The organism is Actinomycetospora sp. 2LY8.5 (genome assembly GCF_057180585.1).
In genome coordinates, this window is record NZ_JBXUHE010000052.1 from 21,466 (window position 1) to 34,226 (window position 12,761).

The 12,761-nt window shown below is 71.8% G+C and carries 14 protein-coding genes, 1 tRNA gene and 1 pseudogene; 10 read left to right on the forward strand and 6 right to left on the reverse strand.

Translation table 11 applies throughout. From position 1 onward, the window contains the following. Window positions 1-60: 60 nt before the first annotated feature. Genes AC2A1K_RS31885 through AC2A1K_RS31920 form a run of 8 tightly spaced genes read left to right on the forward strand, consistent with a single transcriptional unit; the run spans window position 61 to window position 6,796 of the window. The gene (locus AC2A1K_RS31885; RefSeq protein ID WP_483900373.1) at window positions 61-957 is read left to right on the forward strand and encodes an HpcH/HpaI aldolase/citrate lyase family protein; all 897 of its coding nucleotides are present in this window, start codon (window positions 61-63) and stop codon (window positions 955-957) included. Beyond that, window positions 954-2,294: an MmgE/PrpD family protein gene (locus AC2A1K_RS31890; protein ID WP_483900374.1), complete on the forward strand. Its 1,341-nt coding sequence runs from the start codon at window positions 954-956 to the stop codon at window positions 2,292-2,294. The genes AC2A1K_RS31885 and AC2A1K_RS31890 overlap by 4 nt, the downstream gene beginning before the upstream one ends. After that, complete coding sequence (locus AC2A1K_RS31895) at window positions 2,291-3,442, forward strand: CaiB/BaiF CoA transferase family protein (RefSeq protein ID WP_483900375.1); 1,152 nt, start codon at window positions 2,291-2,293, stop codon at window positions 3,440-3,442. The genes AC2A1K_RS31890 and AC2A1K_RS31895 overlap by 4 nt, the downstream gene beginning before the upstream one ends. Before the next feature lie 2 nt (window positions 3,443-3,444). Then, window positions 3,445-3,945 (forward strand): MaoC family dehydratase, encoded by a 501-nt coding sequence (locus tag AC2A1K_RS31900; RefSeq protein WP_483900376.1) that lies wholly within the window; start codon window positions 3,445-3,447, stop codon window positions 3,943-3,945. Further along, window positions 3,942-5,102, forward strand: coding sequence for an acyl-CoA dehydrogenase family protein (locus AC2A1K_RS31905; RefSeq protein WP_483900377.1), 1,161 nt, complete (start codon window positions 3,942-3,944; stop codon window positions 5,100-5,102). The genes AC2A1K_RS31900 and AC2A1K_RS31905 overlap by 4 nt, the downstream gene beginning before the upstream one ends. Window positions 5,103-5,131: 29 nt before the next feature. Continuing rightward, a complete protein-coding gene (locus AC2A1K_RS31910; protein WP_483900378.1) occupies window positions 5,132-5,920 on the forward strand; it encodes an SDR family NAD(P)-dependent oxidoreductase in 789 nt (262 codons plus the stop codon). A gap of 8 nt (window positions 5,921-5,928) precedes the next feature. After that, on the forward strand, window positions 5,929-6,231 hold the full coding sequence (locus AC2A1K_RS31915) for a hypothetical protein (protein WP_483900379.1): 303 nt from the start codon (window positions 5,929-5,931) through the stop codon (window positions 6,229-6,231). Between the two features lie 31 nt (window positions 6,232-6,262). Next, window positions 6,263-6,796, forward strand: coding sequence for an Lrp/AsnC family transcriptional regulator (locus tag AC2A1K_RS31920; RefSeq protein WP_483900380.1), 534 nt, complete (start codon window positions 6,263-6,265; stop codon window positions 6,794-6,796). Here AC2A1K_RS31920 and AC2A1K_RS31925 read toward each other — a convergent pair. The 4 genes from AC2A1K_RS31925 to AC2A1K_RS31940 all read right to left on the reverse strand — a co-directional run bounded on the left by AC2A1K_RS31925 (window position 6,782) and on the right by AC2A1K_RS31940 (window position 11,113). Continuing rightward, on the reverse strand, window positions 6,782-8,062 hold the full coding sequence (locus AC2A1K_RS31925; protein ID WP_483900381.1) for a dihydrolipoamide acetyltransferase family protein: 1,281 nt from the start codon (window positions 8,060-8,062) through the stop codon (window positions 6,782-6,784). The two genes, AC2A1K_RS31920 and AC2A1K_RS31925, sit on opposite strands and share 15 nt — an antisense overlap. Beyond that, window positions 8,059-9,036 (reverse strand): alpha-ketoacid dehydrogenase subunit beta, encoded by a 978-nt coding sequence (locus tag AC2A1K_RS31930; RefSeq protein ID WP_483900382.1) that lies wholly within the window; start codon window positions 9,034-9,036, stop codon window positions 8,059-8,061. Before AC2A1K_RS31930 ends, AC2A1K_RS31925 begins: the two co-directional genes overlap by 4 nt. Before the next feature lie 26 nt (window positions 9,037-9,062). Beyond that, window positions 9,063-10,115 carry a thiamine pyrophosphate-dependent enzyme gene (locus AC2A1K_RS31935; RefSeq protein WP_483900383.1) on the reverse strand — a complete coding sequence of 351 codons (1,053 nt, stop codon included), beginning with the start codon at window positions 10,113-10,115 and terminating at the stop codon, window positions 9,063-9,065. 143 nt (window positions 10,116-10,258) lie between these two features. Then, complete coding sequence (locus AC2A1K_RS31940) at window positions 10,259-11,113, reverse strand: site-specific integrase (RefSeq protein ID WP_483900384.1); 855 nt, start codon at window positions 11,111-11,113, stop codon at window positions 10,259-10,261. Between AC2A1K_RS31940 and AC2A1K_RS31945 the strand changes: the two genes are divergently transcribed. Then, a complete protein-coding gene (locus AC2A1K_RS31945) occupies window positions 11,061-11,261 on the forward strand; it encodes a hypothetical protein (protein ID WP_483900387.1) in 201 nt (66 codons plus the stop codon). The two genes, AC2A1K_RS31940 and AC2A1K_RS31945, sit on opposite strands and share 53 nt — an antisense overlap. Before the next feature lie 520 nt (window positions 11,262-11,781). On the opposite strand, the gene AC2A1K_RS31950 is transcribed toward AC2A1K_RS31945, so the two are convergent. Continuing rightward, a tRNA-Ser gene (locus AC2A1K_RS31950) sits at window positions 11,782-11,842 on the reverse strand. A 332-nt stretch (window positions 11,843-12,174) separates the two neighbouring features. After that, window positions 12,175-12,423: a hypothetical protein gene (locus AC2A1K_RS31955; protein WP_483900385.1), complete on the reverse strand. Its 249-nt coding sequence runs from the start codon at window positions 12,421-12,423 to the stop codon at window positions 12,175-12,177. Between the two features lie 29 nt (window positions 12,424-12,452). Here AC2A1K_RS31955 and AC2A1K_RS31960 point away from each other — a divergent pair. Then, window positions 12,453-12,632 (forward strand): annotated as a pseudogene (locus AC2A1K_RS31960) (IS256 family transposase); the annotation flags it as partial. Between the last annotated feature and the right edge of the window lie 129 nt (window positions 12,633-12,761).

The following is a 12,761-nucleotide window of genomic DNA, read 5'->3' on the forward strand; positions in this document are numbered from 1 at the left end:
ATGAGTCCGTGCGGCCGCGACCCGTTGACATCGGGCGACCCGGACTCCGACACTGACCGCGTGGAACAGCGTGCCGATGGGTGGAACGAAAGGTCGGGGCTGCTCGATCTGACGGCGCCGCTCTTCGTGCCCGGCGACCGACCGGACCGCGCCCGGACGGCCGTCGACCGCGGAGCGCGGACCGTTGTGCTCGACCTCGAGGACGCCGTGGCGCCCGAGCGCAAGGACGCCGCGCGCGATGACGTCGTCGGGGCCGTCGAGGAGCTGGCGGGGCGCGCCACCTGCCTGGTCCGGGTGAACCCCGCGGACGCAACGGCCCTCCACGACGCCGACCTCGCGGCCCTCGCCGGGCTCGGAGCCCGCGTGGCCGCCGTCGTCCTGCCGAAGGTGTCCTCCGCGGACGAGGTCCGTGCGGCCGCCGCCGTCCTCGCGGCGAACGAGGGCGCTCCCTCGCCCCGGCTGGTGCCCACGATCGAGACCGCGGCGGGCGTCCGAGCGGCGTGGGACGTCGCCGGCGCGTCACGTGCGGTCCACACCCTGCTGTTCGGCCCGGTCGATCTCGCCGCCGATCTCGGCGTGACGCCGACGGCCGCGGGACCGGAGCTCGCGACCGCGCGGTCGCTGGTCGTCCTGGCCTGCGCCGCGGCGCAGGTCCGGGCCCCGGTCGACGGGCCGCACCTGTGGCTCGACGACGACGAGGGGCTGGACGTGTCGGCCCGGTCCGCGCGGACGCTGGGGTTCGGCGGCAAGGTCACCATCCACCCGCGGCAGCTCGCAGCCGTCCGCGCCGCGTTCGCGCCGACCCCGCGCGAGGTCGAGTGGGCGACCGAGGTGGTCGAGGCGTCGGAGGCGGCGGCCGCCGAGGGGCTCGCGGTCCTGCGGCTCCCGGACGGCACGTTCGTCGACGCGCCCGTCGTGACCCGGGCGAGGACCATCCTGGCCGCGGGGGCGTCGTGACGCGGCAGGCCCTCACCGCGACCCTCGTCGACCTCGTCCGCGACGGGGGCCCCGGCGACGACGCGTGGTGGACCTTCGGTGAGCGCGCCGTCGCCGACACCGTCGGCGTGCTCGTCGCGGGCGCGGCGGACCCCGCCGTCGCCCTGCTGGCCGCCACGCTCGACGAGGAGAGCGGCCCGGTCCGCGCGCTGGCGACCGGGCAGGCGCTGGGGGCGCGATCGGCGGCCCTCGTCGACGGGACGGCCGCCCACGCCCTGGACTTCGACGACGTCGACGACGCCCTCATCGCCCACCCCAGCGCCGTGCTGGTGCCGGCCCTGTTCGCGGTCGGCCGGGCGCCGGACGTCGCGGGACCCGCGATCCTCGATGCGTACACCGTCGGCGTCGTCGCGGGCCGGACCGTCGCCTCGGCGCTCGACGTCGGCGAGCACTACGCGCGGGGCTGGCACTCCACCGGGACGATCGGGGCGATCGCCGCGACGTGCGCGCTCGCCCGGCTGCTCCGGCTCGACGACGACGCCGCGCGGCGGGCGATCGGTATCGCCGGCTCGCTCGTGGCGGGCAGCAGACAGAACTTCGGGACCATGACGAAGCCGCTGCACGCCGGGGCCGCCGCGGCCAACGGCGTGCTGGCGACCCGGTTGGGCATGCGCGGGTTCACGGCCGATCCGGGACAGCTGGACGGGCCGCTGGGCTTCCTGAGCCTGCACGGCGGGCCCGGCGGCACGGTGTCGGAGCACCCCGGGCCCCCCGCGGTCAACGTCAAGCTCTTCCCCTGCTGCTACGCCACCCACGCGGCGGCGGAGGCGGCCGTCCTCGTCGCCGGCCGTGTCCCCGGCCCCGCGGCCATGACCGGGATCGAGGTGGTGGTCCCGGCCGGGGGACTCGCGCCGCTGGTCCACCACCGCCCCCTCACCGGGGGCCAGGCCAGGTTCAGCATGGAGTACGTCGTCGCGGAGGCCCTGCTGCGCAGGCGCCTGGACCGTGCGTCGTTCGCCGACGACAGCGTCGGCCGGGCCGACGTCCAGGACCTCCTGCGTCGGGTCCGTGCCCGCGAGGACGCCGGCGCGACGGGCGACGTCGGGTCGTTCGCGCGGGTGACGGTGCAAGGCGACGACGGGCGGCAGGAGACCGTGGCCGTCGACCGTCCGCTCGGGCACGCGGCGCGCGCGGTGGACGAGGCCGCGCTGGAGGCCAAGTTCCTGGACTGCGCCGCGGCCGCTCCGGACCCGAAGTCCCTGTACGCGGACCTCCGGGACTTGCGGGACCAGCCGTCGGTGGGCGGGCTCGCCGGTCGGATCGCGTCCGCCGCGGCCGCCGCGAGGGGTGGATCGTGAGCGCCGCGCCCCTGGACGGGGTGCTGGTCGTGGCGATGGAGCAGGCGGTCGCCGCGCCCTTCGCTACCCGGCAGCTCGCCGACCTCGGCGCCCGCGTGATCAAGCTCGAGAGGCCCGGGACCGGCGACTTCGCCCGCGGCTACGACGCCAAGGTCGGCGGCGTCTCGAGCGCCTTCGTCTGGCTGAACCGGGGCAAGGAGTCGGTCGAGCTGGACGTGAAGGACCCGGCGGGGCGTCGGCTCCTCGACGCCCTCCTGGCCCGCGCGGACGTGTTCCTGCACAACATCGCTCCGGGCGCCGCCGCCCGGTTGGGCATCGACTCGGAGACCCTGTCGGCGCGTTTCCCGACCCTGATCGCGGGATCCGTGTCCGGGTACGGCGCTCGCGGGCCGATGGCCGACGCGAAGGCCTACGACCTCCTCATCCAGGGCGAGGCCGGGCTGATCTCGCTCACCGGGGGCGAGAAGTCACCGGCCAAGGTCGGCATCTCGATCGCCGACATCTCCGCCGGCATGTACGCCTACGCGAGCATCCTCGCGGCGATCCACCACCGCTCCCGCACCGGCGAGGTCCTCCCGGTCGACGTGTCGCTTTTCGACTCGCTCACCGAATGGATGCTCTACCCGATGTACTACACCGCGCACGGCGGGACGGCGCCGCGGCGGATGGGGGCGAGCCACGCGACGATCGCGCCGTACGGGCCCGTCACCGTCGGCGACGGGGAGCAGGTCGTGCTCGCCGTCCAGAACGAGCGCGAGTGGGCGCGCTTCTGCGCCGAGGTGATCCGGGCCCCTGAGCTCGCCGAGGACCCGCGGTTCGCCTCGCAGGAGGGCCGCGTCGCCCACCGCGACGCGCTCGACGCCGCGATCGCCGAGCGGCTCGGCGGCCTCGACCGTGAGACGGTGCTCAAGCGGCTCGACGCCGCCGACATCGCGTCCGGGCGCCTGAACCCGATCGAGCGCCTGCCCGAGCACGAGCAGCTGACGGGCCGCTGGACCCCGACGGGCACCGGGGTCGCGGATGTCCCGACCGTGCTGCCGCCCTGGGCCCCGCGCGGCGCCGACGGGTACGGCGACGTGCCGTCTCTCGGTCAGCACACCGATGCCGTGCGGGACTGGCTCGGGATCGACACGGACCGGAAGGACTGATCATGGCGACGCACCAGGGATGGCTCGGCCGATTCTTCGAGGACTTCGTCGAGGGCGACACCTACGAGCACCCGCTCGGTCGGACGATCACCACGACCGACAACATCTGGTTCACCCTGCTGACCCAGAACACCGCGCCGACGCACTTCGACCACGAGTACGCCAAGCGCACCGACTTCGGCCAGCCCCTGGTCAACTCGTGCCTGACGCTCTCACTGGTCGCCGGTCAGAGCGTCACCGACATCTCGCAGAACGTCTACGCGAACCTCGGCTGGACCGACATCACCCTCCCTCACCCCGTCCACGAGGGCGACACCATCCATTCCCGCAGCACCGTGCTGGCACTGCGGGAATCGAAGTCACGGCCTCACGTCGGGCTCGTGACGGTCCGGACCGAGGGCTTCAACCAGCATCGCGACCTCGTCATCTCCTACGAGCGCACGGCGATGGTCTACCGCCGGGGCTGCGGGCCCCGCTTCGAGAACGGAGCGCAACCGGCATGAGCCGCATGCAGGAGTCCGACCTCCGCCGCGATCTGCGCAGCACCGTCGACCGGATCTGCGAGGACTTCCCCGACGCGTACTGGCGCGAGCTCGACCGGGAGCGGCGATACCCCGAGAAGTTCGTGGCGGCCCTGACCGAGACCGGCTGTCTCGGCGCGCTGATCCCCGAGGAGTACGGGGGCCTCGGACTGGGGATCGGGGACGCCTCGGTCATCCTCGAACAGATCCACGCGAACGGCGCGAGCGCCGGCCCCGTCCACGCGCAGCTCTACACGATGGGCGCGCTGCTGCGGCACGGCAGCGACGAGCAGAAGCGCACCTACCTCCCGCAGATCGCGGACGGCTCGCTGCGACTGCAGGCCTTCGGGATCACCGAGCCGACCGCGGGCACGGACACCACGAACATCACGACCCGCGCCGTGCGAGACGGCGACAGCTACGTCGTCAACGGGCAGAAGGTGTGGATCTCGCGGGTCCAGCACTCCGACCTGATGATGCTGCTGGCACGGACCACGCCGAAGGACCAGGTCGCCCGCAAGTCCGACGGGCTGTCGGTCTTCCTGGTCGACATCCGTGAGCTCGAGGGCTTCACCGCGAACCCCATCCGCACCATGGTGAACCACGAGACCAACGAGCTCTTCTTCGACGACGTCCGCATCCCGGCCTCGTCGCTCATCGGCGAGGAGGGCAAGGGGTTCCGGCACGTCCTCGACGGCATGAACGCCGAACGCATCCTCGTCGCGTCCGAATGCATCGGCGACGGGCGCTGGTTCGTCGAGCGGACCCGCACGTACGTGTCCGAGCGCGAGGTCTTCGGACGCCCGATCGGTGCCAACCAGGGCGTGCAGTTCCCGATTGCGCGGGCGCACATCAACGTCGAGGCCGCGGACCTCATGCGCTGGCGCGCCTGCGACCTCTTCGACGCTGGCGAGGACTGCGGGGCTGAGGCGAACATGGCGAAACTGCTCGCCTCCGAGGCCTCGTGGGAGGCCGCGAACGCGGCGTTGCAGTTCCACGGCGGCTACGGCATGGCCGAGGAGTACGACATCGAGCGCAAGTTCCGTGAGACGCGGCTTTACCAGATCGCGCCCGTGTCGACGAACCTCATCCTCTCCCACATCGGTCAGCACGTCCTCAAGATGCCCCGGTCGTTCTGACCGGCCCGTTCCCTGGAAAGGACATCGACATGGAGCTGGAGCTCGACGGCAGGGTGGCCATCGTGACCGGCGGAGCGAACGGCATGGGGGAGGCGGTCTCCCGCGAGCTCGCGGACAACGGCGCCACCGTCGTGATCGCCGACATCGACGTCGAGCGGTCTGCGATGGTGGAGAAGGAGATCCAGGAAGCGGGGGGCCGGGCGCACGCGATCACGACCGACGTTCGCGACGAGGAGCAGGTGCGTGCCCTTGTCGAGCAGGTCAAGGGCCGGTTCGGCCGCATCGACTTCCTCGACAACAACGCCGCGTCGCTGGAGCTGACCGCGCGGGATCCTGACGTCGCCTCGCTGGACCCCGAGATCTTCGCGCAGACCCTGCGCGGCAACCTCGTTGCGCCCTTCCTCTGCTGCCGCCACGTCCTGCCCGTCATGGTCGAGAACGGCGGCGGCAGCATCGTCAACATGGCCTCGGTGGCGGGCCTGACCGCCGACGTCGCCCTCAGCGCCTACGCGATGTCGAAGGCCGGGGTCATCGAGCTGACCCGCCTCGTCGCCGTCCAGTACGGCAAGCAGGGCGTGCGGTGCAACGCCGTCGCGCCCGCGACCATCCTGACGCGCAACGTCGACGCCTACATGCCCGACGACTACCGCGCCGCCTACATCCGCAACAGCGCCACCACCTACCTGGGCACGCCCCAGGACGTGTCGGGTCTCGTGGCCTTCCTGGCGTCGGACCGTGCCCGCTACATGACGGGGCACGTCATCCCGGTCGACGGCGGCATCACCGCGGCGCTCGCCGTGGTGGCCGACCGCCGCTGACCCTCGCCATGGATCACCCTCCGGCCTCCGGCCGCTCGGGGGCCGTCCCCACGCGGGCGGGCGGTGAGGACGACCGGGACGACGTCCTCACCGTCCACCTCGACCCGGTCGAGGGCCTCGCGCACCTCGAGCGGGTCGTCGGGCTCCTGCGCGGCCGCCGGCACGGGGTCTCCTCGGTGTCGGCCTCTCTCGAGGCCGGGGCCGCGACCGTGGTGGTCCGCGGACCCGGACTGCTCGACGCGGATGACCCCCTCGTCGTGCGCCGTCTCGAGCGGTTGCTCGGTGTCACGGCGGTGACCCGCGGCCCCTAGGCTTCCCGTGGCCGTCGACGAGGGAGCCGTGGTGGCGGAACGTGGACAGACCCCAGGGAGGGTCGATGACACCGACCGGCAGCTGCTGCGGCTGCTCGGCGCCGACCCCCGCGCCTCGGTGCGGAGCCTGTCGCGGGCGATCGGCATGTCCGCCGGCGCGGTCGGGGAGCGCATCGAGCGTCTGCAGGACCGTGGTGTGATCCGCGGCTACAGCCTGGACGTCGACCCGTCGGCGCTCGGTTTCGGCCTCGAGGTCCTCGTCGGCATCGAGCTGCGGCAGGGCAACCCGGTGCAGAGCACCATCGACCTCCTCGCGACCATCCCGGAGGTCCGGTCGATCCAGCTGGTCACCGGCCGGTGGGACCTTGTCCTGACTCTGCTCGTGCGCGACCAGCAGCACCTGCGTGAGGTCCTGCTCGGCAGCGTCTGGTCGGTCGCCGACTTCCAGCACAGTGAGACGATGATCATTCTCTCGACGTACCGGCAGAACGGCACGGCGGCCCTGGAGACCGATGTCCCCGAGGGGACGTCGGCCTCGCCGGATGACGGCTCAGTCCAGCAGTAGCTCGGTCCGGGGATCGGCCAGGACCGCCCCGACCCTTGTGAGGACGCGCGACCCGAGCTCCCCGTCGACGAGCCGGTGGTCGAAGGACAACGAGAGCTGGCTGACGTCGCGGAGCGCGACCTCACCGCGGTGCTCCCAGGGACGCCGGCGCACCGCGCCGAAGCAGAGGATCGCCGCCTCGCCTGGGTTGAGGATCGGTGTGGCGGCGTCGACGCCGAACACCCCGACGTTCGTGATGGTGATCGTCCCGCCGGTCATCGCCGCGGGCGTCGTGCGGCCCTCCCTCGCGGTGGTGGTGAGGTCGGCGAGGGCCCGGGCGAGACCGGGCAGGGTCAGCACGGCGGCGTCCTTGATGTTCGGCACGATCAGCCCGCGCGGCGTGGCGGCGGCGACGCCCAGGTTCACCGGGTCCATGTAGACGATCTCCTGGGCGTCCTCGTCCCAGGACGCGTTGATGTCGGGGTGGTGGCGGATCGCCGACAGCAGCGCGCGGGCCACCAGGAGCAGGGGGGTCACCCGCAGGTCGCGGAAGCTCGCGTGGCCCTTCAGCGTCTCGACGACGGCCATGGTCTCGGTGACGTCGACGGTCAGGAACTCGGTGACGTGCGGCGCGGTGAAGGCGCTGCGGACCATGGCCGCGGCGGTGGCCTTCCGAACGCCCTGGACCGGGACCCGGCGCTCTCCCGGCACCGTCTCGCGGGTCGGGACGTCGGTCGGGACGTCGGTCGGGACGCCGGCGGGCGCCGCAGCAACGTGACGCCGGACGTCGTCGCGCGTGATCCGGTCGCCGGACGGGATGACCTCCCGGAGATCGACGCCCAGGTCCTTGGCCATCTTGCGCACCGGCGGCGTCGCCGGTGCCGGCCCGGTCCTCTCCTGCTCCGCCGGGGCCGGGGGAGGGGAGTGGCGGCGGGGGCGGCGCTGGGCTCTCGCGCTGCGGGTGCCGTAGCCGACCAGGACGTCGCCGCTGCCCTCCGCGGGCTCGGCGCGCTTCGTCGGTGGTTCTTCGGTCGCGGTCACCGCGATGATCGGGTCGCCGACCGGGACGGTGTCGCCCACGGCCACGAGGAGCTCGCCGACCACGCCCTCGAACGGGCACGGGAGCTCGACCGCCGCCTTCGCGGTCTCGACCTCCACGATGACCTGGTTGACCGAGACGGTGTCGCCCACGGCCACGTGCCAGGTCAGGATGTCGGCCTCGGTGAGTCCCTCCCCGACGTCGGGCAGGGCGAAGGTCTGTGTCGTCACGAGGTCTCGCTCTCTCACCAGGCGAGGGTGCGGTCGACGGCGTCGAGCACCCGGTCGAGGTCCGGACGGAAGTGCTCCTCCAGGCGGGCCGCGGGGTAGGGCGCGTTGTAGGCCCCCACGCGCAGGACGGGCGCCTCGAGGCTGGTGAAGCAGCGTTCGGTGAGCGCGGCGGCGATCTCGCCTCCCAGACCGCCGAACGTCGAGGCCTCGTGCACCACCACGGCGCGTCCGGTCCGTTCGACCGCCGCGACGAGCGTCTCGAGGTCGACGGGCGAGAGCGAGCGGAGGTCGACGACCTCCACGGACCGGCCCTCGTCCTCGCACACCTCGGCGGCCGACAGGCAGACGTCGACCATTGAGCCCCAGGTCAGCAGAGTGAGGTCGTCTCCCGTTCGGACTCGCCGGGCGGCGTCCACGGCGAGGACCGCGGGGTCGTCGGGATCCTCGGCGACCTCGCTCTTCGTCCAGTACCGGCACTTGGGCTCGAAGAAGATGACGGGGTCACGGCCCTCCATGGCCTGCCGGAGCAGCCAGTGGGCGTCGTGCGCGGTGGCCGCGGTGACGACGCGCAGCCCCGCGGTGTGGGTGAAGTAGGCCTCGTTGGACTCGGAGTGGTGCTCGACGGCCCCGATCCCGCCCGACACCGGCACCCGGATGACCACCGGGACCGTGACCTCCCCGCGCGTGCGGGCGTGCATCTTCGCGAGCTGGGAGGTGATCTGATTGAACGCCGGGTAGACGAACCCGTCGAACTGGATCTCGCACACGGGCCGGTAGCCGCGCATCGCGAGGCCGATCGCGGTCCCGACGATGCCGGCCTCGGCGAGCGGGGTGTCGATCACGCGCTCCGCCCCGAAGTCCTTCTGGAGGCCGTCCGTCACGCGGAACACCCCGCCCGACGCGCCGACGTCCTGGCCCATGACGAGGACCTTGGGGTCGTTCTCCAGCCCGTGGCGCAGACCAAGGTTGATCGCGTGGCCGAGAGTGTGCACAGGTTGCTCCCGTGGTGGTCGCTGTGTCAGTCGAGGAAGGACGCGGCGTACTCGCGGTAGCTGTCGCGCTCCGCGATCAGGGGCGGGGTCTCGGTGGCCATGACGTGCGCGAACATGTCCAGGGCCTCGGGTTCGGGCATCGCCCGGCACACCCTGCGCACCTCGTCGGCGAGAGCCCTGCCCTCGGCATCGAGATCGCTGAAGAACGCGGCGTCGGCCCAGCTCTGGCGCTCCATCAGACGCCGGATCCGGTCGACGGGGTCGAGGCGACGCCAGTGGTCGATCTCGGCCTCCGAGCGATATCGCGTCGGATCGTCGGAGGTCGAGTGCCCGGCCATCCGGTAGGTGATCGCCTCGACCAGCGCGGGCCCTTCGCCGGCGCGCACGCAGTCAGCGGCGCGTCGCGTCGCGGCGTGCACCGCGAGGACGTCGTTGCCGTCCACGGTCTCGACGTCGAGACCGAACCCTTCGGCGCGCTGGTGCAGCGGTGCCCCGAACTGGCGGGTGGTCGGCGTGGAGATCGCCCAGTGGTTGTTCTGGCAGAAGAACAGGACCGGGGCGGACATCGTCGCCGCCCAGTTGAAGGCCTCGTTCGCCTCGCCCTCGCTGCTGGCTCCGTCGCCGAAATAGGTCATGACCATCTCGTCGGCACCGTCGCGCTGGACGCCCATGGCGTAGCCGACCGCGTGTGGCAGCTGCGCGGCGAGCACCAGGGTGTAGACGTGGAACCGGTGGTCCGCGGGAGCCCAGCCGCTCTGGGTGACACCGCGCCACTGGGCGAGGAGGCCCTCGGGGCCGATGCCCCGGCACAACGCCGCCGCGTGGTCCCGGTAGGACGGGAACACCCAGTCCGTGTCCCGCAGCGCCCGGATCGAGCCCACCTGGGCGGCCTCCTGGCCCCGGCACTGCAGCCACAGCCCGAGCTCGCCCTGCCGCTGGAGGTTGTACGCCTCCTGGTCGATGTGGCGCGCCAGGACCATGTCCCGGTAGAGGCCGCGGCACAGTTCCGGGCTCACCGGTTCGCTGTCGACGCCGGTGCGCCACGTCCCGTCCGGGGTGACCATCTGGAACGGCTCCATGGCGTCTCCTCTCCCGGAGGGCGAGTCCGGTGCGGGGTGGCACCGGACAGCACGACCTCGTCCCGCACGTCCGGTCGGGTTGCGCGAGTGTCCCAATCATCGAGGCTCTGGTGAGCAATTGTCCAGTCATCTACCCCTGAGGATCACTGATTGTTCGATACTTCGTCATGTGCTCTTCGACGTCGACTGGTCGCACACACAGGCGTTCGTCCGTCCGGGGCCGCCGGCAGCGACAGGTGCGGGGCGGGGTGCCGCGACGCACCAGCCGGTAGTTCGGCTGCCCGCGCCCTGCTCGACGTGGAAGCGGGTGACCGCGTCCACGCCTGCTGTCCTGGCTCCCTGGTTGCCTGCCACCCGCTCCCAGGCGGCCAACAGCGTCGCCTGGTCGGAAGCATCATCCCGCTCGTCAGCTCGCCCGACTCGATCCGCGTACGGAGCGTCCAAGCAACCTGTTCGTACGGTGCGCTGGGCCGGCGCTCGGAGGGGCGGGGCTCCGGCACGAGGGAGCTCATCGTCGCGGCAGCGCGCCGATCTGCTTCGGCAACCCACGCCGCGTAGACCTTGAGGGTCGTTGCGCCCCCGTCACCGTGGCCGAGCCGGCCAGCGACGGTCCGGATGTCGACGCCCGCGGCGAGGAGCTCAGTGGCGGAGTAATGGCGCAGGGAGTGCAGGCGGGTGCTGCGGAGTTCGAGTCGTTCCGCCAAGCGTCGATAGCGCTGGGTGGCAGTCGTCGGACGTAGCGGCCTCGAGCCGTCCGGCATGAGGGAGAAGACGAAGCCGTCACCAGGCAGTTCGATGCCCAGAGACGCACAGGTAGCGAGTCGGCTCTCGCGATGAGCCTGAAGCATCGACACCGCTCGCTCGTCGAGCGCGAGCCGTCGGCCCTGGTGGGTCTTGGTGTCCTTCTCGAGGCGGCCATCCGTTGCTCGCGTCACCGACACGACCATGCGGGCCACGTCGATGTCGCTCCACCGCAACGCGCACATCCGCCGCTTCATCCGCGGACGGTGGGTCCGGTTCGTGCCGCTCGAAGGCCGGGGGGCGGGCGATCTCGGCCTCGTTCACGCCGAGATGCCGCCAGCGGACTCCGAGGCCCAGCGCTGCCCGCATGATGAAGTGAATCTTGCGGATCGTGTTCGCAGCTAGATGTCGGCATGTGTGTCTTGGCTTCGGGCGGCCACCGCACAGCTCGCGGCAGCGTCGAAGCCTCGCATCGAAGAGCTCCAGGAGCTCCGCGTCGATCTTGTCAGCGGGGGTGCGACCGAACGCGGGGCGGAGGTAGAGGCGGATCAGCACCTCGTAGCGGCCCGTGGTGCTCGCGTCGTGGTCGGAGACTTCCAGCCACTGATCGAGTAGCTCCTACGGTCGTTCCGGTGCGAGGGTGTCGCTTCTCGTCGACCTTCGTCTGGAGGCGAGCGAGCGCAGCCTGAGCCTCCTTGCGGGTCGGCGTCGACACCCGGAGGTACCGCTCCTTGCCTGTCAGCGGGTCGATCCCGGCGTAGAGGACGGCCCGATACGAGCCGCTCGCGCGCTCCTCGATGTAGCCCCGGTTTCGCCGCTTGCTTGCGCCCTCGGGAAGGAGGTCAAGCCGATCCCATCCCCCGAGTCCCTCCCATCACGCGATGAGGCCCGGGGGTCGAATGGTGAAGCTGCAGGTCACTGAGGGCGCCCCCGGCAGGATTCGAACCTGCGACACCGGCTTTAGGAGGACGGTCCATCACGGGTGCTGGGCCTGCTACCAGCGACTTTGCAGGCGGCCTGATCCACTCGAGCCGCACCCCGGGCACGACTCGACCCCAATTCGCCCCCGGAATCGCACCCCGACCAAGATCGACAAGAGCGATGAGTCGCCGACGTTTGAGGCTGCCGGTTTTAACTGGCCACCCCCGGTGCCGACGGCGGCCGGCTGGGCCTCGAGCGGGGCGCTCGCTGTGGACCTCTTGGCCGGCAGCGCCACGCGCCCGAGCGAGGGCGCACCACCGCGGGGCGGTCAGAGTCGCTCGAGAATCGGGGTCGAGTGGACCTTGGTGCCCGGCGTGTAGCGAAGGGGTAGCACGGCTTAGCCCGCGTTGACGCAGGCGAAGACGTAGGACTCGGCCTCGTCTGCCACGGCGCGGTAGTCCGGAACGCGGGTCAGGAACTCGCGGATCACGGTCTGGCAGATGGCTCGGGCGAGGTGGTAGCCGAGGCAGCGGTGGATGCCGGAGCCGAAGGCGACGTGCCGGTTCTGGGTGCGGCCCAGATCGACCTGCTCGGGGCTCGGGAACTCCTCGGGAGTGCTGATTGGGGTGCGCGCCGAACGGCGCAAGGAGCTCGTCGCCCTGACCGACGGCTACAAAGATCTCCAACGTGGTCGCGGCCCTGCCGAAGTCGGCGCACCCGGGGGCGAAGAAGGCGCTGGCCGAGGTCTGGAACGCCGAGGACAAGGCCCACGCCCACGACGCGGTGCAGGCCTTCGCCGCGACCTACAGGGCGAAGTTCCCCAAGGCCGCCGCGAAGATCACCGACGATCTCGACGAACCCCGTTACCTTCTTGATCAGGCCCGGTGAGGGCTTGCAGGCCGCCGGCCACGGCATGACTGAGTGCCCCTGTCGTTGATGATCTGGGGGGTGTTGTCACCGTGGTCGGAGGGCGCCAACGACCGC